Genomic DNA, 20383 nt, shown 5'->3' with positions numbered 1-20383 from the left:
CGGGCGAAGAGGTAAGGAGACGCATGAGCAACGTTCCAACGATCGAACTCAACGACGGTGTGCGCATCCCACAGCTTGGTTTCGGCGTGTTCCAGATCAAGCCCGACGAGACGGCCGCGGCCGTCAAGGGCGCCCTCGACATCGGATACCGGCACATCGACACCGCGGAAATGTATGGCAACGAAAGGGAAGTCGGTCAAGGCATCCGCGACGCCGGCCTGGACCGCGCCGACGTTTTCGTCACCAGCAAGCTCAACAACGGCTTCCACGAGCCCGACGACGCGCGCCGCGCATTCGACAAAACGCTGGAGGCCCTGGGTTCCGACTACGTCGACTTGTTCCTCATTCACTGGCCGCTGCCCACGCTCTACGGCGGGGACTTCGTCTCCACCTGGAAAGTCCTCGAAGAGTTCGCCAAGGACGGCCGCGCCCGCAGCATCGGCGTGTCGAACTTTCAGACCGCGCATCTGGAGCGCCTCGCCGCGGAAACCGAAACGGTCCCTTCGGTCAACCAGATCGAGGTTCATCCGTACTTCACCAACGAGCAGGTCCGCGCCTACGGGCGCGACCACGGCATCGTCACCGAGGCGTGGTCGCCGATCGCCCAGGGCAAGGTGCTCGGCGATCCGGTGATCAACCGCATCGCCGACGCGCGCGGCAAGTCGCCGGCGCAGGTGGTGTTGCGCTGGCACATGCAGCGCGGCGACATCGTCTTCCCCAAATCGGTTACGCCGGAACGGATCAGGGAGAACTTCGAGCTGTTCGACTTCGATCTGGACGGCGCCGACATGGATGCGATCTCGGCGCTCGACAAGGGGGAACCGGGCAGGAGGGGCCCCAACCCGGACAAATTCGACTACATTCCGGGCTAGCGAGGCTCAGAGAGCCAGGGGCAGAACGCTATCGGGGCCGGCGGGCCTTGCGCTTGATGCCCACCCCGCCCCAGAGCGAGAAGCCGCGGATGTTCACCTTGGGCGCGCCGGGCGTGCCCTGACCCAGCACCGTGTGGTCGAAGCCGCCCATCACGGCGCGGCCGTGGATCTCGACGTTGACCTCGGGCGGCAGCAAGATGTTCTGCGCGCCCATGATCGAGATCGCGTGGATGTCGACCTCGGTGGAGGTGAAGTCGGCATAACGCAGGTCCACCACCCCGGTGCCCCAGAAGGTGAAGGTGGTGAGCTTCTTCGGGACGTTCCACCGGCCGCGCCGCTCGAAATTGCTCATCAACGCCAGCAGCAAGGTCGACGGCGCCGGGTTGGGCTTGCCGCCCCGGCGCGGGCTCAGCATCGCGCCCGGCAGGTCGGCCCGCAGCTCGTCGAGTTCTTCGTACGTGGTGGCCGCGTAGGCCTTCGTCAGCCGGTCTTCGTAGTCCTTCATCTGCAGGCGGCCCTGCTCGGCCGCATACGCGAGCAACTGCGCGACCTGGATGCGATCCGTGTCGGCCGCGCGGGACGGTACGTCACGCGCGGCCTGCGTCTCGCCGGCATCACGCTGCGCTGAGTTGCTCATCATCCACGAGCGTACGACGTAGAAGTTTTGCTGCAAGGGGGTTGGCTAAACTGCAACGTTCTTCCCAGGTCGAGGCCTTGGCCCGGGGCATTCTCCGCAGGTCGCGCGGCCCCGTTAGACGTTTGCCCAACGGGGCGGGCGCTTCTGCAGGAAGGCCATCATGCCTTCGCGGGCTTCCTCGGATACGAAGAGCCGGGCCGATTCCTCGGTGAGCCGTTCGGCGTCGCGGTCGAAACCCTCCAGCACGGCGGCGGTGGTCAACGCCTTCGACGCCGCGAGGCCCTGCGGCGACCCGCGGCCCACGTCGGCGACGACCTTCGCCACCGCGGCGTCGACGTCGTCGGCCGCGATCGTGACGAGTCCGATCTCGGCGGCCACCGCCGCATCGAACGTCTCGCCGGTCAGGTAGTAGCGCGCCGCGGCGCGCGCCGACATCTTCGGCAGCAGCGTCAGCGAAATGATCGCCGGCGCGACGCCGATCCGGGCCTCGGTGAGCGCGAAGGTGCTGCGGGGTCCGGCGATCGCGATGTCGCAGGCGCCGACCAAACCGAACCCGCCGGCGCGGACGTGCCCGTCGACGGCGGCGATCACCGGCAGCGGCGAGGAGACGATGGTGCGTAGCAGTGCCGTCATTTCGCGGGCCCGGGCCACGGCCATGTCGAACGGGTCGCCGCCACCCGCCTCACTGAGGTCGGCGCCGGCACAAAAGGTGTTGCCGGTATGTCCCAGCACCACGGCGCGCACGGCCGAGTCGTCCGCCGCGGCGCGCAGGCCTTGGTGCAACTGCTCGACCAGAGCCGTCGACAGCGCGTTGCGGTTATGCGGCGAATTCAGGGTGAGCCGGGCGAGATGCCCGTCTACTGAATATTCGACGACGGCGTCCATCAGTACGACCGGGGCAGGCCCAACGACGTCTGCGCGACGAAGTTCAGCACCATCTCGCGGCTGATCGGGGCGATCCGGCCAAGCCGGGCCGAAGCGAGCATCGCCGCCACTCCGTACTCCTTGGTCAACCCGTTGCCGCCCATCGACTGCACCGCCTGATCGACCGAACGGGTGGCCGCCTCGGCCGCGGCGTACTTGGCCATGTTGGCGGCCTCGGCGGCGCCCGCGTCGTCGCCGCTGTCGTACAGCGTCGCGGCCTTCTGCATCATCAGCTTGGCGAGCTCGACCTCAATGTGGCACTGCGCCAACGGATGTGACAGGCCCTGGTGAGCACCGATGGGAGTGGACCAGACCTGGCGGGTCTTGACGTAGTCGACCGCCTTGTTCAGCGCGAACCGGCCCATGCCCACCGAGCTGGCAGCTCCCATGATGCGCTCGGGGTTCAGGCCCGCGAAAAGCTGTGCGATGGCGGCGTCTTGGGCGCCGACCAGCGCGTCGCTGGGCAGCCGGACGTCGTCGAGGAAGACCTGAAATTGCCGCTCGGGGCTGATCAGCTCCATCTCGATCGGGGTGTAGGTGAAGCCGGGCGCGTCGGTGGGCACCACGAACAGCGCGGGGCGCAGCTTGCCGGTCTTGGCCTCCTCGGTGCGCGCCACCACCAGCACGGCCTGCGCCTGGTCGATACCGGAGATGTATACCTTCTGGCCCTTGAGGATCCAGTCGCCGCCGTCGCGGCGGGCGGTGGTTGTGATCTTGTGCGAGTTGGACCCGGCGTCGGGTTCGGTGATCGCGAACGCCATCGTCAGCGAGCCGTCGGCGATGGCGGGGATCCAGCGCTTCTTCTGCTCCTCGGTGCCGAACTTGCTGATGATGGTGCCGTTGATGGCGGGCGACACCACCATCAGCAGCAGCGCGCTGCCCGCGGCCGCCATCTCCTCCATCACCAGCGACAGCTCGTACATTCCGGCGCCGCCGCCTCCGTACTCCTCGGGCAGGTTCACCCCCAGGAAGCCCAGTTTGCCCGCCTCGGCCCACAATTCGGTGGTGTGCTCGTGCGCGCGGGCCTTCTGCAGGTAGTACTCGGCACCGTAGTTGGACGCCCACTCGGACACCGCCTTGCGCAGCGCCCGGCGCTCCTCGTTCTCGATGAAGCTGCTATCGGTCACTGTGAATCTCCTTCTGCTTCGGGCGCTTCCACTCTTGCCAGGACGGCGCCCACTTCGACTTGCTGACCGGTTTCGACGTTGAGCTCGGCGAGCACGCCGTCCGACGAGGCGGTGATGGTGTGTTCCATCTTCATCGCCTCCAGCCAGATCAGCGGCTGGCCGATTGTGACGGTGTCGCCGACGGCGGCGCCGACGCGGATGACGTTGCCCGGCATGGGCGCCACCAGGGAGCCCTTCTCGACGCTAGAGCCGGGCTCCGGGAAGCGCGGCAGCGCGACCAGGTGCACGGGCCCGCGCACCGAGTCGACGTAGACGTCTTGAAGGTTGGGGCCGTAGCGCCGTACCGCGAAGGTGAGCTCCACGCCGTCGTGGGCGAGGATGACCCGATCCGCCGCGGCGGAGACCAGGCGCACCGTCGCGTCGTGCGGCAGCATCAATCCCGTTCTGGTGAACCGGTATTCGACGCCGTGCTCGGTGTCGGCAGCGTCGCGGTACGTCTTGACCTGATACCCCGACGGCAGGTTGCGCCAGCCACTGGGCATCGAGCCGAACACGCTGGCGGTCGCGCGGTTGTGCGCGGCGTCGGCCAGGGCGGCGGCGACGGCGGACAACCGGACGGCGGCGGCGTCGGACAGCGGTGCGGACAATTCCGCCAGGCCGTGCGTGTCGAAAAACGCGGTGTCGGTGGCGCCGTCGAGGAAGGCCGGGTGACGCAGCACGTTCACCAGCAGCTCGCGGTTGGTGCGCACGCCGTGCAGGCGGGCCCGCGCCAGCGCGTCGGCGAGCACCACCGCGGATTGCCGCCGGGTCGGGGCGTAGGAGATGACCTTGGCGAGCATCGGGTCGTAGTGGATCGACACGACCGACCCGTCGATGATCCCGGAGTCCAGCCGGATCCCGGTGCGGTGCCCCAGCGGGCCGAACTCGGCCCGGACGCCCGGCACGTCGATCGCGTGCACCGTGCCGGCCTGCGGCTGCCAGCCGCGCGCGGGGTCCTCGGCGTAGAGCCGGGCCTCGATCGAATATCCCTGGGCGGTGGGCGGTTCGGCGTCGAGCCGGCCGCCGGCGGCGACGTCCAGCTGCAGCTCGACCAGGTCCAGCCCGGTGGTCTCCTCGGTGACCGGGTGCTCGACCTGCAGCCGCGTGTTCATTTCCAGGAAGTAGAACTCGCCGTCGCCGTCGGCGAGGAACTCGACCGTGCCGGCGCCGGTGTAGCCGATCGCGCCGGCCGCCAGCCTTGCCGCGTCGAACAGCTTGGCTCGCATGCCCGGCGTGCGCTCCACCAGGGGTGAGGGGGCTTCCTCGATGATCTTCTGGTGGCGGCGCTGAATCGAGCATTCGCGCTCCCCGACGGCCCACACCGTGCCGTGGGCGTCGGCGAGGACTTGGACCTCGACGTGGTGCCCGGTGGGCAGGTAGCGCTCGCAGAACACCGTCGGGTCGCCGAACGCCGACTGCGCCTCGCGCCGCGCCGCCTCGACTTCGCCGGCCAGAGCGGACAATTCGCGCACCACCCGCATGCCGCGCCCACCGCCGCCCGCCGAGGCCTTGACCAGCACCGGCAGCTGTGCGTCCGTGACCGTGTCGGGGTCCAGCTCGTCGAGCACCGGAACGCCCGCGGCGGCCATCAGTTTCTTGGACTCGATCTTCGAGCCCATCGCGCGCACCGCGTCCACCGGCGGCCCGACCCAGGTCAGTCCCGCGGCTTGCACGGCGGCGGCGAATTCGGCGTTCTCCGAGAGGAATCCGTAGCCGGGGTGGATGGCGTCGGCGCCGGCGGCGCGGGCCGCGGCGATGATCGCCTCGGCGTTCAGATAGTCGTTGGTCTGGGGCAGCCGCACCCGGGCGTCGGCTTCGGCGACGTGCGGCGCGGCGGCGTCGGGGTCGGTGTAGACGGCGACGGTGCCCAGGCCCAGCCGACGGCAGGTGGCGAACACCCGCCGGGCGATCTCGCCCCGGTTGGCGACCAGCACTCGAGTGACCATGGGGCTCACATCCGGAAGACGCCGAAGTTCGACGTCCCCTTGATCGGGCCATTGGCGATGGCGGACAAACACATTCCCAGCACGGTGCGGGTGTCGCGCGGGTCGATCACCCCGTCGTCGTAGAGCATGCCGGACAGCACCAGCGGCAGCGACTCCGCCTCGATCTGCCCCTCGACGGCGGCCCGCATGGCGGCGTCGGCCTCCTCGTCGACCTGCTGCCCACGGGCTTGTGCTGCCGCCCGGGCCACGATCGACAGGACGCCGGCGAGCTGGGCGCCGCCCATCACCGCGGATTTGGCGCTGGGCCAGGCGAACAGGAATCGAGGGTCATAGGCGCGCCCGCACATGCCGTAGTGGCCCGCGCCGTACGACGCCCCGATCAGCAGCGAGATGTGCGGCACGGTCGAGTTGGACACGGCGTTGATCATCATCGAGCCGTGCTTGATCATCCCGCCCTCTTCGTAGTCCTTGCCGACCATATAGCCGGTGGTGTTGTGCAGGAACAACAATGGGGTATCCGAGCGGTTCGCCAGCTGAATGAACTGGGTGGCCTTCTGGGATTCCTCGCTGAACAGCACGCCGCGCGCGTTGGCCAAGATTCCGAGCGGGTAGCCGTGCAGCCGGGCCCAGCCGGTCACCAGCGACGAGCCGTACATGGGCTTGAACTCGTCGAAGTCCGAGCCGTCCACGATGCGGGCGATCACCTCGCGGGGGTCGAAGGGGATGCGCAGGTCGGCGGGCACGATGCCGATCAGTTCCTCGGCGTCGAACAGCGGCTCGGTGATCGGCCCGGGCGCGGGTCCCTGTTTGACCCAGTTCAGCCGCGACACGATGCGGCGCCCGATGCGGATCGCGTCCAGCTCGTCGACGGCGAAGTAGTCCGCCAACCCCGAAGTGCGGGCGTGCATCTCGGCGCCGCCGAGCGACTCGTCGTCGGACTCCTCGCCGGTGGCCATCTTGACCAGCGGGGGACCGGCGAGGAACACCTTCGAGCGTTCCTTGATCATCACGACGTGGTCGGACATGCCGGGGATGTAGGCGCCGCCTGCGGTCGAGTTGCCGAACACCAGGGCGATGGTCGGGATGCCGGCCGCCGAAAGCCGGGTCAGGTCCCGGAACATCTGCCCGCCGGGGATGAAGATCTCCTTCTGGGTGGGCAGGTCCGCCCCGCCGGATTCCACCAGCGAAATCACCGGCAGCCGGTTCTGGAACGCGATCTGGTTGGCGCGCAGGATCTTTCGCAGCGTCCACGGGTTGCTGGTGCCGCCCTTGACCGTCGGGTCGTTGGCCACGATCAGGCATTCCACGCCCGACACCACGCCGATGCCGGTGACCGTGCTGGCACCGATCTGGAAGGCGCTGCCGTACGCGGCCAGCGGGCTGAGCTCCAGGAACGGCGAGTCCGGGTCGACGAGCAGCTCGATGCGCTCCCTAGCGGTCAGCTTGCCGCGGGCGTGGTGACGCTCGACGTACTTTTCGCCGCCGCCGGCCAGCGCCTTGGCGAGCTCGGCGCCGATCTCGTCGAGCCGCTCGGCCGCGGTCGACGCCGCGTCGGTGTAGGCGGCGGAGCTCGGGTCGAGCGTGGACTTCAGCGCGGTCATCTGGCGCCGCTCCTCCTCATCACTGCGTTCTGCATCGTCGCCGGCGCGGTCACGATTGATATCCCAGCGTCTTCGCGGCCAGTGCGGTCAGGATTTCGGTGGTTCCCCCGCCGATGCCCAGGATTCGCATGTCCCGGTATTGGCGTTCGACTTCGGATTCGGCCATGTAGCCCATGCCGCCGAACAGCTGCACGGCCTGGTTGGCCACCCATTCGCCGGCCTCGACGGCGGTGTTCTTGGCGAAACACACCGGCGCGATCAGGTTCGTCTCGCCGGCGAGCTCGCGCTCAACCACGTTGCGCGCATACACGCGCGCCACGTCGATGCGGCGGGCCATCTCGGCCAGCGTGTTCTGCACCGACTGCCGCGAGATCAGCGGCCGGCCGAAGGTCTCCCGGTCGCGGCACCAGGCCGCGGTGATGTCCAGGCACCGCTGCGCGCTCGAATACGCCTGCGCGGCAAGGCCGATTCGCTCCGACACGAAGGCCTGGGCGATCTGGGCGAACCCGCTGTTCGGGGCGCCGACCAGGTTGGCCGCCGGTACGCGCACGTCGGTGTAGGACAGCTCGGCGGTGTCGGAGGACCGCCAGCCCATCTTGTCCAGCTTGCGGTTCACCTCGAAGCCGGGCGTTCCCTTCTCGACCACCAGCAGCGAAACCCCGGCCGCGCCAGGGCCTCCCGTGCGTACCGCGGTGACGACGTAGTCGGCGCGAACCCCGGAGGTGATGTAGGTTTTCGCGCCGTTGACCACGTAGTGGTCGCCGTCGCGCACCGCGCTGGTCCGCAGGTGCCCGACGTCCGAACCGCCGCCGGGCTCGGTGATGGCCAGCGAACCGATCTTCTCGCCGGCCAGCGTGGGCCGGACAAAGGTGTCGATCAGCCGCGCGTCGCCGGAGGCGATCATGTGGGGCACCGCGATGCCGGAGGTGAACAGCGACGCGAACACGCCTCCCGGGGCGCCGGCCTGGTGCACCTCCTCGCAGATGACCACCGCGTCGGCGCCGTCGCCGCCACCGCCGCCGACTGATTCGGGAAAGCTCGCGCCCAGCAGCCCGGCCGCCCCGGCCCGGCGGTGCAGGTCGCGCGGCAGGTCGCCGGTGCGTTCCCACTCGTCGGCGTGGGGCAGGATCTCGCGTTCGGTGAAGGAGCGCACCGTCTTTCGCAGCTGTTCGCGCTCGGGGGTGGTCCAGATGCTCATAGCAGGGTCTCCGGGATGTCGAGGTAGCGGCCGCGCAGCCATTCGCCGAGCCCCTTGGCCTGCGGATCGAATCGCGCGTTATAGGCGACGCCCTGGCCCAGGATGCCGTCGATGACGAAGTTCACCGCGCGCAGGTTGGGCAGCACGTGGCGGGTGACCTCGAAGTCGGCCGCCTCGGGCAGCAGCTCCTTGAGCCGCTCGACGGTCAGGGTGTTGGCCAGCCAACGCCATTGGTCGTCGGTGCGCACCCAGACGCCCACGTTGGCCGACCCGCCCTTGTCGCCGCTGCGGGCCCCGGCGATGCGGCCCAGCGGCACCCTGCGCACCGGGCCGGCCGGCAACGGCTCGGGCAACGGTGGCGGATCGGCGGGCGCCAGCTCCAAAGTCTCGGTGGCGCAAGGAATGTCAACGCGGGCACCGTCGGCGTGCACGGCGGTGTGCGGGACCTCTTTGGCGTCGACGTAGCCCGGGGTGAACACGCCGTAGACCTGACCTTCCCCGGGCGGGGCCGTCACGTGGAAGCCGGGGTAGCTGGCGAGCGCCAATTCCACCGCCGCGGAGGAGAACTGGCGCCCCACGTTGGCGGGGTCGGGGTCGCGGACGACGCAGTGCAACAGGGCGCTGGCCGCCTCCTCGGTGTCGGCGTCTGGCTGGTCGGTGCGGGCCAGCGACCACTGGAGTTCGGCGGGCTTCACCGTCAAGGCGGCCTCCAGCTGCCGGCGCATCAGGCCGGCCTTGGCCTCGATGTCCAGGCCGGTCAGCACGAACGTCATCGCGTTGCGGAACCCGCCGATGCTGTTCAGCGACACCTTGTACGTCGGTGGCGGCGGTTCGCCGCGCACCCCGCCGATGCGCACCCGGTCGGGGCCGTCGGCAGACAGCTCGACGGTATCCATCCGGGCCGTCACGTCGGGGTTGGCGTAGCGGGCGCCGGTGATCTCGTAGAGCAGCTGCGCGGTGACGGTGTCGACGCTGACCAAGCCGCCGGTGCCCGGGTGCTTGGTGATGACCGAGGAGCCGTCGGCATGGACCTCGGCCAGCGGGAAGCCGGCGTGGGTCAGGTCCGGAATCTCGGTGAAGAAGGAGTAGTTGCCGCCGGTGGCCTGCACGCCGCATTCGATGACGTGGCCGGCCACCACGGCGCCGGCCAGCCGGTCGTAGTCGGTCGGACTCCAGCCGAAGTGCGCCGCCGCCGCCCCGACGATCACCGAGGCGTCGGTGACCCGGCCGGTCACGACGACGTCGGCGCCGTCGTTCAGGCAGTCGACGATTCCCCACGCGCCCAGGTAGGCGTTGGCGGTCAGCGGCGTGCCCAGCCCCAGCTCCGCCGCGCGGGGCAAGAGGTCGTCGCCCTCGACGTGAGCGACGCGCGCCGGGATCCCCAGACGTTCGGCGAGCTCGCGTATCGCGTCGGCCAGCCCGGCGGGGTTGAGGCCGCCGGCGTTGGCGACGATCCGCACCCCGCGGTCGCGGGCCTCGCCCAGGCAGTCCTCCAGCTGCGTCAGGAAGGTCTTGGCGTAGCCGCGCTCGGGATGCTTCATCCGGTCGCGGCCCAGGATCAGCATGGTCAGTTCGGCCAGGTAGTCGCCGGTGAGGTAGTCGACGTCACCGCCGGTCAGCATCTCGCGCATGGCCGAAAGCCGGTCGCCGTAGAAGCCCGAACAGTTCGCGATCCGCACGGCGTCAGCGGTGCCGGCAGCGCCGGAAGCAGAGGCCATGCAGTCCTCCAATCTGCGATTCACCGGCGAGCGCAAACCAACCAACCACTCGGTAGGTTAGCGGGTACCCGCGGTGCCGCGTCAAGGACGCCCGCCCCGGCCAGCGCGTCGAGATTGCTGCCATGGTCGCGATGAGTGCCCGATCGCAGCCACCACGGCAATCTCGGCGCCGCCCGGGCGCCGTTTTGGCGCCCGGCAGGCCACCCACTATCCTGATAGGCAATCGTCGCACGTTCGGCCCTACCGGCCACGCCCCGCGACATGCCCGATCAAGCCCCAACGAGGAGTTAGGCCCGACCATGGCCACACCCAAGCGCAGGATGTCGCGCGCCAATACCCGAAGCCGGCGCTCGCAGTGGAAGGCCACGAAGACCGAACTCGTCGGCGTGAACGTCGCAGGCCAGAAGCACAAGGTGCCCCGCCGGCTGCTCAAGGCGGCCCGGCTCGGTCTCATCGATCTCGACAAGCGCTAATCTCGGCAAACACCCGGCGCGCCTCTCAGCCCCCTCTCAGGCGCTAGGACGAAACTAGTGGCCGTGCGCATACTTGTCGTCGACGACGATCGCGCGGTGCGCGAGTCGCTGCGCAGGTCGCTTTCGTTCAATGGCTATTCGGTCGAGCTCGCCCACGACGGTGTCGAGGCCCTCGACATGATCGCCAGCGACCGGCCCGACGCGCTCGTCCTGGATGTCATGATGCCGCGGCTGGACGGCCTCGAGGTGTGCCGTCAGCTCCGCAGCACCGGCGACGACCTGCCGATCCTGGTGCTCACCGCCCGCGATTCGGTTTCCGAGCGGGTCGCGGGCCTGGACGCCGGCGCCGACGACTACCTGCCGAAACCGTTCGCGCTCGAGGAGCTGCTGGCCCGCATGCGAGCGCTGCTGCGACGCACCAAGCCGGACGATGACGCCGAGTCGGTGGCCATGACGTTCTCCGACCTCAGCCTGGACCCGGTGACGCGCGAGGTCACCCGCGGACAGCGCTGCATCAGCTTGACCCGCACCGAGTTCGCGTTGCTGGAAATGTTGATCGCCAACCCGCGCCGGGTGCTCACCCGCAGCCGCATCCTCGAGGAGGTCTGGGGATTCGACTTCCCCACCTCGGGCAACGCGCTTGAGGTGTACGTCGGCTACCTGCGCCGCAAGACCGAGGCCGACGGTGAGCCGCGACTGATCCACACGGTCCGAGGGGTGGGTTACGTCCTGCGGGAGACGCCGCCGTGATGCGCCCGCGCCAACGATGATCCGGCTCCGTCGGCGCCGGCGCGCACCGCTGCAGCCCACCAGCTCGTTGTCGCTGCGATGGCGGGTGATGCTGCTGGCGATGTCGATGGTGGCGATGGTCGTGGTACTGATGTCGTTCGCCGTGTACGCGGTGGTTTCGGCCGCGCTCTACAACGACATCGACAACCAACTGCAGAGCCGCGCGCAGCTGTTGATCGCCAGCGGTTCGCTGGCCGCCGACCCGGGCAAGGCCATCGAGGGCACCGCGTATTCGGACGTCAACGCGATGCTGGTGAACCCGGGCCGGTCCATCTACACCGCCAATCAGCCGGGCCAGATCCTGCCCGTCGGAACCGCCGAAAAGGCCGTGATCAACGGCGAGCTGTTCATGTCCCGCCGCACCGCGTCCGACCAGCGAATCCTGGCCATCCACCTGCCCAACGGCAGTTCGCTGCTGATCTCCAAGAGTCTCAAGCCCACCGAGGCGGTGATGACCAAGCTGCGCTGGGTGCTGCTGATGGTCGGCGGCGTCGGCGTCGCGGTCGCGGCGGTCGCCGGGGGCATGGTCACCCGGGCGGGGCTGCGCCCGGTGGGCCGGCTGACCGAAGCCGCCGAGCGCGTGGCCCGCACCGACGACCTGCGGCCCATCCCGGTGTTCGGTAGCGACGAATTGGCAAGGCTCACCGAGGCTTTCAACTTGATGCTGCGGGCGCTGGCCGAATCGCGGGAGCGGCAGGCGCGGTTGGTGACCGACGCCGGACACGAACTGCGCACCCCGCTGACCTCACTGCGCACCAACGTCGAACTGCTGATGGCCTCGATGGAACCGGGGGCCCCGCGGCTGCCCGATCAGGAGATGGTCGACCTGCGCGCGGACGTGCTCGCACAGATCGAGGAATTGTCCACCCTGGTGGGCGATTTGGTCGACCTCACCCGTGACGACGCCAGTCAGGTCGTGCACGAGGCCGTCGACATGTCCGAGGTGATCGATCGCAGCCTCGAGCGAGTCAGGCGGCGGCGCAACGACATTCACTTCGATGTCGAGGCGATCGGCTGGCAGGTCTACGGCGACGCCGCCGGGCTCTCGCGCGCGGTGCTGAACCTGATGGACAACGCGGCCAAGTGGAGCCCGTCCGGTGGGCGGGTCGGTATCAGGCTGCGCCAACTCGACCCGACGCACGCCGAGCTGGTGGTTTCCGACGAGGGCCCGGGCATCCCGGTGCACGAGCGCCGCTTGGTGTTCGAGCGTTTCTACCGGTCGACGACGGCGCGGGCGATGCCGGGCTCGGGGCTCGGGTTGGCGATCGTCAAAAAGGTGGTGCAGAGCCATGGGGGTTTGCTCCGCGTCGAGGACACCGTGCCGGGCGGCCAGCCCCCGGGCACGTCCATCTATGTCCTGCTTCCGGGCCGCCCGGTGCCGGCCTCGGGATACCCGGCGACCGATGACGACACTAAGATTTTTACGGCAGAAGCCGAGACGGAACCCGTCGTGCCCCTCGCGGAGAACTCTCGGGGTTCGGCGAGCGTTATCTCAGTGGACTCTCAGTCCGCGCGGGCAAGGTAGTTCTGCAGTTAGGGTTGAAATCGAGCCGCGTCGAGCCGACGAGACCGATAGCCCGAAGTAGCCGATATAGAGGAAGAGCGACGTAGCGACATGACGAATGACCCGAGGTATTCGCCACCGCCGCAGCAGCCGGGATACCGTACGGGGCCTAATCAGCCTGTGCCCCCCGCTTATGCGCAGGGGCAGCAGCCGTACAACCAGCAGTTCGACTGGCGCTATCAGCCGTCCCAGCCCGCCCAGCCGACCGCGCAGTACCGCCGGCCCTACGAGCCGTTCAGCGGCACCGGGCCGGGCCGGATCCCCGGGGGCACCGGACCGGGCCCGATCCCCGGGGGCACGGGGGCGGGTCGCATTGCGGCGGGCACAGGTACGGGACCTATCCACATGCTGCCGCCGATGCCTCCCGGGCCGGCGCCCGTTCCCCAGAAGCGTTCTCGCGCAGGCCTATTGACCGCCGGCGCGTTGGCGATCGCGGTGGTGTCGGCTGGCATCGGCGGCGCCGCGGCCACGGCCGTCGAGCTGGGCACGCACTCCGCCGGCGGCAACGGCCGCGGGATCATTCCGGGGGCGGCGCCCAGCGTCCCGGCCGCGAACATGCCGCCGGGCACCGTCGAGCAGGTCGCCGCCAAGGTGGTGCCCAGCGTCGTCATGTTGGAGACCGACATGGGTCGCCAGTCCGAGGAGGGCTCCGGCGTCGTGCTGTCGGCCGACGGGCTGATCCTGACCAACAACCACGTCGTCGCGGCCGCGGCGAAGCCAGGCGGCGGTCCGGCCGCCCCGGGTGGCCCGCCGGGCGCTCCGCCGGGTGGCCCGCCGCCCAAAACGACCGTGACGTTCTCCGACGGCCGCACCGCCCCGTTCTCGGTGGTCGGTGCCGACCCCACCAGCGACATCGCCGTGATCCGGGTCCAGGGCGTCTCGAACCTGACGCCGATCACGATGGGCTCCTCGTCGGACCTGCGGGTGGGTCAGCCAGTGGTGGCGATCGGGTCACCGCTGGGGCTGTCGGGCACCGTGACCACGGGCATCATCAGCGCGATGAACCGGCCGGTGTCCACGACCGGCGAGTCGGGCAACCAGAACACCGTGCTGGACGCGATTCAGACCGACGCCGCGATCAACCCGGGTAACTCCGGGGGCGCGCTGGTCAACATGCAGGGTCAGCTGGTCGGCGTCAACTCGGCGATCGCCACCTTGGGCGCCGACTCGCCCGATTCCCAGAGCGGCTCGATCGGCCTCGGCTTCGCGATTCCGGTCGACCAGGCCAAGCGCATTGCCGACGAGTTGATCTCGTCCGGCAAGGCGACGCACGCGTCGCTGGGCGTGCAGGTGACCAGCGACAAGGGCACCCCGGGCGCCAAGGTCGTCGACGTCATCGCGAACGGCGCGGCCGCGACGGCCGGAGTGCCCAAGGGCGTGGTGGTCACGAAGGTCGATGACCGCCCGATCAACAGCGCCGACGCGTTGGTCGCCGCCGTGCGCTCAAAAGCGCCGGGCGACAAGGTATCGCTGACGTTCCAGGATCCCGGCGGCGGGAGCCGCACCGTGCAGGTCACCCTCGGCAAGGCGGATCAGTGATGAGAGTCGATGAGCCCTCGGCGGCCGGGTTGTCGGACATCGGATATACGGTTGCACCCATGGAAACGGGCGCGGAGTTGGTAGTCGGCCGGGCGCTGGTCGTGGTCGTCGACGACCGCACCGCGCACGGCGACGAGGACCACAGCGGGCCGCTGGTCACCGAGCTGCTGACCGAGGCGGGGTTCGTCGTCGACGGTGTGGTGGCGGTCGCAGCCGACGAGGTCGAGATCCGCAACGCGCTGAACACCGCGGTGATCGGCGGGGTGGACCTGGTGGTTTCGGTCGGCGGGACCGGCGTCACCCCGCGCGACGTCACGCCCGAGGCCACTCGCGAGATCCTGGACCGCGAAATCTTGGGCATCGCCGAGGCGATCCGCGCCTCGGGCCTGTCCGCGGGGATCATCGACGCCGGGTTGTCCCGGGGCCTGGCCGGGGTGTCGGGCAGCACGCTGGTGGTCAACCTCGCCGGTTCGCGCTACGCGGTGCGTGACGGGATGGCGACGCTGAACCCGCTGGCCGCCCAGATCATCGGCCAGCTGTCGAGCCTCGAGATCTAAGCTCGGGTCACCGCGATTCGGCCTCCGCGCGCGGTCCGTACTCGGGCGGCGGTGTCGTGGCCGCCGAACCTCCGTGCCTACCGGACGACGAGTCCCCGTTGGTTTGCGCCAGCAGGTCGCGGATCTCGGTGAGCAGGAGGACCTGCGCGTCGTCCGCCTGCTCGACCTCGCCGCGCTTGAGCAGCGTGTTGTAGGGCAGCACGACGAAGAAGTACACGACGGCCGCGATAAGGACGAAGTTGATCGCGGCGGACAGCAGGATGTTCAGGTCGATGGTCTGGCCGCCGCCGATGCCGATCTTCAGGGCGCCGACGTTGGACTGCTGATTGACCCCGACCCGATTGATCAGTGGCGTGATGATGCTGTCGGTGAACTTGGTGACCAATCCGGTGAACGCAGTACCGATGACGACCGCGACGGCCAGGTCGACGATGTTGCCGCGCGAGAGAAACTCCTTGAACCCCTTGAGCATTGGCAGGCCCTTTCTGGTCTGGACAGAGTTTGCTATCGATCGCGTGCCCAACGGCGGCCAGATACTCAATGCAGGGTGAGGGTTACTGTCTGACCCAGCGCCGAGCCTGCCACCGTGTTCGCCACGCGAGCCGGCAGCGCAACCAACACTACGCGGTCGGCGTCGGCGGCCTGGGTCTTCTGCTTGGCCGACACGAGGACGACGACGGCGTCGGTGGCCACCACCCGGCTGGCCGGCGGACCCGCGGTCGGCGAGTCGGTTGCGGGGCCGGCCAGCACGTCCACGACGTCGCCGGCCCGAACCAGGTCGAGCAGCGCGCCGTCCGCCAGGTGCAGCGGCACGATGCGGGCGCCGGGCCCGGCCGTCAACTCGGCGAGCCGGCTGCCGAGCAGCCGGACGTCGGTGAGCACCTCGCCGCGCCGGGCGGGACCGGCCAGCGTCGAACCGACGACCTCGGCGAGGTCCGCCTTCGAGCCGTCGGGAATCGTTGTGGTCGAACGCTTTTCGAGCCGGACGTCATCGGTGCTCAACGCGGCGCCCGGGCGCAGGTCGCGCGACGCGACCACCACCTCGGCGTAGTCGCCCTCGGGATTGGAGCGCAGCGTGGCGATGCCGGCCAGCACGACGAGCCCGCCCGCGGCGACCCGCCGGGCCAGCACGGTGCGCGTCCAGTCGGGGCGCAACGACGCCGACAGGCGACTGAACACGCTTGGGTTCAGCGATGATTCGCCCACGCCGCAACGGTAGGCGCGGCCAAGCGCCGGCGGTGCCGGTCGGCGAGGTCGCTGTGGATAACCCGGTTAGCTCGAGGCGGCCGCGGCGGCCGGGGCGGCGCTGGTCGACTTCTCGCTCGAAGCGCCCTTGTCCCCGGACCCGCTCTTCTCGCTCGATCCGCCCTTGTCGCCGGACCCCGAACTCGAGGCCGCCTCGCTGGATCCGTTGGACGAGCTCTTCGACTTCTTGCGGTCCTCGCGGCTGTCGGTTCGGTAAAAGCCGCTGCCCTTGAACACGACGCCGACCGAGTTGAACAACTTGCGCAGCCGGCCGTCGCACTTCTCGCACGTGGTCAGCGCGTCGTCGGTGAAGGCCTGCACGACATCGAAGCGGTCGTCGCACTCGGTGCACGCGTAGCTGTAAGTCGGCACGAAAACCTCCGAATGATTACGGGCTTGGATTAGCACTCTACCGTGTCAAGTGCTAGAACCGCCACGTGATCGCGATCATTCCCGGTCGGGAAGCGCGATCAGGCCAAGCCCGGGTGTCAGCGCGTGGGTCATCGGCACGTCGTGCGGCTCGGCGGGCAGTTCGTCGACGAATTCGGCGTCGCGCACCACCGCGATCAGCCGCGCTTGCGGGTGTCGGCAGCCCAGCGAGCGGTCGTAAAAGCCGAGGCCCCGGCCCAGGCGCACGCCCCGACGGTCGACCGCCAGCGCCGGCACGATCACCAGGGCGGCCTCGCCCAGGGCCGACTCCGGCAGCTCCGGCGCGGGCGGCTCCAGCAGCCCCCACGGCCCGCGGACGAGTGCGCCCGGCCGGTATTCACCCCACCGCAGTGGCAACGGCGCGTTGTCGGCGCCCGTGCGCGCGACGGGCAACAACACCCGTCCGGACCGGCGCAGCAACACCTCGAGCAGCTCGACCGACCCCGGCTCGGCACCCACCGGCACGTACGCGCAGACCGTGGTCCCGGCGTCGACCACCGGCTCCACGTGCTCGCGCAGCGCGCGCGCCTCGGCGGCGCGAACGTCGTCGGCAACGCGACGCCGGGCCGCGAGCAGGCGGTCGCGCAACGCGGCCTTGCTTGTGGTTGGCATGCCCTCAACCATGACAGGCCGGGGTTTCGCGCCGCCACGGCGCGGTGGCGTGCCGCATGGGGGTTATGGTTTGAACAATGTCACGCCCGGATGTTCCGATCCCATTCACGGCGATCGTCCCTGCGGCCGGCCTGGGTACGCGATTTTTGCCTGCGACAAAGACGGTGCCCAAGGAGCTGCTGCCCGTCGTCGACACGCCCGGCATCGAGCTGGTCGCCGCGGAGGCGGCCGCGGCCGGGGCGGAACGCCTGGTGATCGTCACCTCCGAGGGCAAGGACGGCGTCGTCGCGCACTTCGTCCAAGACCTGGTTTTGGAGGGCACCCTCGAGGCGCGCGGCAAGCAAGCCATGCTCGACAAGGTGCGCCGGGCACCGCAGCTCATCAAGGTGGAGTCCGTGGTGCAGGCCGAGCCGCTCGGGCTGGGGCACGCCATCAGCTGCGCGGAGCCGAGGCTGGCGGCGGACGAGGACGCCGTCATGGTGCTGCTGCCCGACGACCTGGTGCTGCCGACGGGCGTCTTGGAGGTGATGGCCAAGGTGCGGGCCGACCACGGCGGCACGGTGCTGTGTGCCATCGAGGTGCCCCCCGAGGAGATCAGCGCCTACGGCGTGTTCGACGTCGAACCCGTTGCGGGCGGCGACAATCCGGACGTCCTGCGGGTCAAGAGCATGGTCGAAAAGCCCAAGGCCGAGGACGCGCCGTCGATGTATGCGGCGGCCGGCCGGTACGTGCTCGACCGGGCCGTCTTCGATGCGCTGCACCGCATCGACCGCGGCGCGGGGAACGAGCTACAGCTCACCGACGCGATCGCGCTGCTGATCAAGGAGGGCCACCCGGTGCATGTCGTGGTGCATCGCGGATCCCGACACGACTTGGGAAATCCCGGCGGCTACCTGAAGGCTGCGGTTGACTTTGCATTGGATCGTGACGACTATGGCCCGGATTTGCGGCGATGGTTGGTGGCGCGGTTGGGCCTGACCGAGCAGTAGCCGGGCGCCCCGCCAGGTCAGAGAGGCGCGCTTGTGCGTTCGGTTGAGGAGCAGCAGGCTCGGATAACGGCGGCCGCGGTGGCCCCGCGGCCGATACGGGTCGCCATTGCCGAGGCGCAGGGATTGATGTGCGCCGAGGAAGTGGTGACCGAGCGGCCCATGCCCGGTTTCGACCAGGCCGCCATCGACGGCTACGCGGTGCGCAGCGTCGACGTGCTGGGCGTCGGCGAGGTGGGCGCCGAAGGCCTCGACGGGCCGCCCGACGAGGACCTGCGCGACGGGCTGGTGCTGCCGGTGATGGGAACCATCGAGGCCGGCTCGCGCACGCCCAGCCGGCTGCAGCCGCGGCAGGCGGTCCGGGTGCAGACCGGGGCCCCGCTGCCGACGCTGGCCGACGCCGTCCTGCCGGTGCGGTGGACCGACGGCGGCACGTCGCGCGTGCGGATCCTGCGGGGGGCCCCGTCGGGCGCCTACGTGCGCCGGGCCGGCGACGACGTCCAGCCCGGCGACGTCGCGGTGCGCGCCGGCACCATCGTCGGGGCCGCGCAGGTCGGCCTGCTCGCGGCGGTGGGCCGGGAACGGGTGCTGGTACATCCGCGCCCGCGCCTGTCGGTCATCGCCGTGGGCGGCGAGCTGGTCGACATCTCGCGCACCCCGGGGAACGGGCAGGTCTACGACGTCAACTCCTACGCGTTGGCGGCGGCGGGCCGCGACGCCGGGGCCGAGGTCAACCGCGTCGGGATCGTCAGCAGCGACCCCAAGGAGCTGCGCGAGGTCATCGAAGGCCAGCTCAATCGCGCCGAGGTCGTGGTGATCGCCGGCGCGGTCGGCGGCGCGGCCAACGAGCCGGTGCGGTCGGTGCTGTCCGAGCTCGGCGAGATGGAGGTGGTTCGGGTCGCCATGCATCCGGGGTCCGTCCAGGGCTTCGGGCAGCTGGGCCGCGAGGGCGTTCCGACGTTCCTGCTGCCCGCCAACCCCGTCAGCGCGCTGGTGGTCTTCGAGGTGATGGTCCGCCCGCTGATCCGGCTGTCGCTGGGCAAGCGCCAGCCGATGCGCCGCATCGTGCAGGCCCGCGCCCTGTCGCCGATCACGTCGGTCGCCGGGCGCAAGGGCTACCTTCGCGGGCAGTTGATGCGTGACCAGGACAGCGGTGAGTATCTGGTGCAGGCGCTGGGCGGGGCGCCGGGGTCGTCGTCGCACCTGTTGGCCACCCTCGCCGAGGCGAACTGTCTGGTCGTGGTTCCCAGCGGCGCCGAGCAGATCCGCACCGGCGAGATCGTCGACGTGGCGTTCCTGGCCCAGCGCGGCTAGGCCAAGCTACTGCACATGCTCGTGAACTTGTTGCGCGCAAATCCCCGTCACCCGGGTTGGCCGTCGGAGGTGGGGCCGCTGCGGGTGCCGGGCGGCGTCGTCCGGTTGCGCGCGGTGCGGATGCGGGACGGCGCGCAGTGGAGCCGCATCCGGTTGGCCGATCGCGCGCATCTGGAGCCGTGGGAGCCCAGCACGGACGGCGATTGGACGATCCGGCACACGGTCGCCGCGTGGCCGGCGTTGTGTTCCGGGCTGCGCTCGGAGGCCCGCAAGGGCCGCATGCTGCCCTTCGTTATCGAGCTCGACGGGCGCTTCTGCGGCCAGCTGACCATCGGCAATGTGACCCACGGGGCGTTGCGGTCGGCGTGGATCGGCTACTGGGTGTCCAGGTCGGCCACCGGCGGCGGGGTGGCGACGGCGGCGTTGGCGCTGGGACTGGATCACTGCTTCGGCCCGGTCATGCTGCATCGCGTGGAGGCGACCGTGCGTCCGGAGAACGCCGCCAGCCGGGCCGTGCTGGCAAAGGTGGGGTTCCGGGAGGAGGGGCTGTTGCGCCGCTACCTCGAGGTGGACCGGGCCTGGCGCGACCATCTTCTGATGGCGATCACCGTCGAAGAGGTGCAGGGGTCGGTGGCGGCGACCCTGGTCCGCTCCGGCCACGCCAGCTGGGCGTGAACTGTGGCTACCGCGACACGAGTGACATTTGGTGCTTGTGAGAGGCAAATTACAGGTGTGTAATTGTGCTGGTCACCTCGGCCCAGCCGCATCGGCCACAAACGAGCCTCGCGGGGGTCGGGTCCAGTAAGGAGCAAG

General features: G+C 69.8%; 20 protein-coding genes. 9 read left to right on the top strand and 11 right to left on the bottom strand.

From position 1 onward, the window contains the following. Positions 1–23 precede the first annotated feature (23 nt). Positions 24–872: an aldo/keto reductase gene (locus AC5Y2S_RS23250; protein ID WP_499958663.1), complete on the top strand. Its 849-nt coding sequence runs from the start codon at positions 24–26 to the stop codon at positions 870–872. Between the two features lie 28 nt (positions 873–900). Here AC5Y2S_RS23250 and AC5Y2S_RS23245 read toward each other — a convergent pair whose 3' ends face one another. The 7 genes from AC5Y2S_RS23245 to AC5Y2S_RS23215 all read right to left on the bottom strand — a co-directional run bounded on the left by AC5Y2S_RS23245 (position 901) and on the right by AC5Y2S_RS23215 (position 10023). Beyond that, positions 901–1509: a DUF1707 SHOCT-like domain-containing protein gene (locus AC5Y2S_RS23245; protein WP_499903437.1), complete on the bottom strand. Its 609-nt coding sequence runs from the start codon at positions 1507–1509 to the stop codon at positions 901–903. 114 nt (positions 1510–1623) lie between these two features. Next, positions 1624–2394, bottom strand: a complete 771-nt coding sequence (locus AC5Y2S_RS23240) for an enoyl-CoA hydratase family protein (RefSeq protein WP_499958662.1) — start codon at positions 2392–2394, stop codon at positions 1624–1626. Then, positions 2394–3560, bottom strand: coding sequence for an acyl-CoA dehydrogenase family protein (locus AC5Y2S_RS23235; RefSeq protein ID WP_499958661.1), 1167 nt, complete (start codon positions 3558–3560; stop codon positions 2394–2396). Before AC5Y2S_RS23235 ends, AC5Y2S_RS23240 begins: the two co-directional genes overlap by 1 nt. Beyond that, positions 3557–5545, bottom strand: a complete 1989-nt coding sequence (locus AC5Y2S_RS23230) for an acetyl/propionyl/methylcrotonyl-CoA carboxylase subunit alpha (RefSeq protein WP_499958660.1) — start codon at positions 5543–5545, stop codon at positions 3557–3559. The genes AC5Y2S_RS23235 and AC5Y2S_RS23230 overlap by 4 nt, the downstream gene beginning before the upstream one ends. Positions 5546–5550: 5 nt before the next feature. Beyond that, entirely contained in the window at positions 5551–7146 is a 1596-nt protein-coding gene (locus AC5Y2S_RS23225; RefSeq protein WP_499958659.1) for an acyl-CoA carboxylase subunit beta, read from the bottom strand. 49 nt (positions 7147–7195) lie between these two features. Continuing rightward, positions 7196–8344: an acyl-CoA dehydrogenase family protein gene (locus AC5Y2S_RS23220; protein WP_499958657.1), complete on the bottom strand. Its 1149-nt coding sequence runs from the start codon at positions 8342–8344 to the stop codon at positions 7196–7198. After that, positions 8341–10023 carry an acyclic terpene utilization AtuA family protein gene (locus AC5Y2S_RS23215; RefSeq protein WP_499958725.1) on the bottom strand — a complete coding sequence of 561 codons (1683 nt, stop codon included), beginning with the start codon at positions 10021–10023 and terminating at the stop codon, positions 8341–8343. Before AC5Y2S_RS23215 ends, AC5Y2S_RS23220 begins: the two co-directional genes overlap by 4 nt. A 338-nt stretch (positions 10024–10361) precedes the next feature. Between AC5Y2S_RS23215 and rpmF the strand changes: the two genes are divergently transcribed. From rpmF to AC5Y2S_RS23190, 5 genes are all read left to right on the top strand, one after another. Then, a complete protein-coding gene (rpmF, locus tag AC5Y2S_RS23210) occupies positions 10362–10535 on the top strand; it encodes a 50S ribosomal protein L32 (protein ID WP_066942127.1) in 174 nt (57 codons plus the stop codon). Positions 10536–10598: 63 nt separating this feature from the next. Continuing rightward, entirely contained in the window at positions 10599–11285 is a 687-nt protein-coding gene (gene mprA, locus AC5Y2S_RS23205; protein ID WP_499903432.1) for a two-component system response regulator MprA, read from the top strand. Positions 11286–11301: 16 nt separating this feature from the next. Beyond that, entirely contained in the window at positions 11302–12849 is a 1548-nt protein-coding gene (locus AC5Y2S_RS23200; protein WP_499958656.1) for a HAMP domain-containing sensor histidine kinase, read from the top strand. Between the two features lie 90 nt (positions 12850–12939). Then, complete coding sequence (locus AC5Y2S_RS23195) at positions 12940–14427, top strand: S1C family serine protease (protein WP_499958655.1); 1488 nt, start codon at positions 12940–12942, stop codon at positions 14425–14427. After that, entirely contained in the window at positions 14427–14984 is a 558-nt protein-coding gene (locus AC5Y2S_RS23190) for a MogA/MoaB family molybdenum cofactor biosynthesis protein (protein WP_499903429.1), read from the top strand. Before AC5Y2S_RS23195 ends, AC5Y2S_RS23190 begins: the two co-directional genes overlap by 1 nt. Positions 14985–14991: 7 nt before the next feature. Here the strand turns inward: AC5Y2S_RS23190 and mscL are convergent, their stop codons facing one another. The 4 genes from mscL to AC5Y2S_RS23170 all read right to left on the bottom strand — a co-directional run bounded on the left by mscL (position 14992) and on the right by AC5Y2S_RS23170 (position 17270). Continuing rightward, complete coding sequence (mscL, locus tag AC5Y2S_RS23185) at positions 14992–15456, bottom strand: large-conductance mechanosensitive channel protein MscL (RefSeq protein WP_499958654.1); 465 nt, start codon at positions 15454–15456, stop codon at positions 14992–14994. 65 nt (positions 15457–15521) lie between these two features. Beyond that, positions 15522–16190 carry an SAF domain-containing protein gene (locus AC5Y2S_RS23180; RefSeq protein WP_499958653.1) on the bottom strand — a complete coding sequence of 223 codons (669 nt, stop codon included), beginning with the start codon at positions 16188–16190 and terminating at the stop codon, positions 15522–15524. Positions 16191–16256: 66 nt separating this feature from the next. Continuing rightward, complete coding sequence (locus AC5Y2S_RS23175) at positions 16257–16601, bottom strand: FmdB family zinc ribbon protein (protein ID WP_499958652.1); 345 nt, start codon at positions 16599–16601, stop codon at positions 16257–16259. Positions 16602–16676: 75 nt separating this feature from the next. Further along, on the bottom strand, positions 16677–17270 hold the full coding sequence (locus tag AC5Y2S_RS23170) for a 5-formyltetrahydrofolate cyclo-ligase (protein ID WP_499958651.1): 594 nt from the start codon (positions 17268–17270) through the stop codon (positions 16677–16679). Positions 17271–17347: 77 nt separating this feature from the next. Here AC5Y2S_RS23170 and AC5Y2S_RS23165 point away from each other — a divergent pair, with 77 nt between their 5' ends. From AC5Y2S_RS23165 to AC5Y2S_RS23155, 3 genes are read left to right on the top strand one after another with little or no spacing between them, the layout of a single operon-like run. Continuing rightward, positions 17348–18259, top strand: coding sequence for a UTP--glucose-1-phosphate uridylyltransferase (locus tag AC5Y2S_RS23165; RefSeq protein ID WP_499958649.1), 912 nt, complete (start codon positions 17348–17350; stop codon positions 18257–18259). Positions 18260–18292: 33 nt separating this feature from the next. Beyond that, on the top strand, positions 18293–19570 hold the full coding sequence (gene glp / locus AC5Y2S_RS23160) for a molybdotransferase-like divisome protein Glp (protein ID WP_499903423.1): 1278 nt from the start codon (positions 18293–18295) through the stop codon (positions 19568–19570). Between the two features lie 21 nt (positions 19571–19591). Continuing rightward, positions 19592–20245, top strand: coding sequence for a GNAT family N-acetyltransferase (locus AC5Y2S_RS23155; protein ID WP_499958724.1), 654 nt, complete (start codon positions 19592–19594; stop codon positions 20243–20245). Positions 20246–20383: the final 138 nt, after the last annotated feature.

This window comes from Mycobacterium sp. NGS69 (genome assembly GCF_059812165.1).
This window is presented reverse-complemented; position numbering and strand designations above follow the sequence as displayed.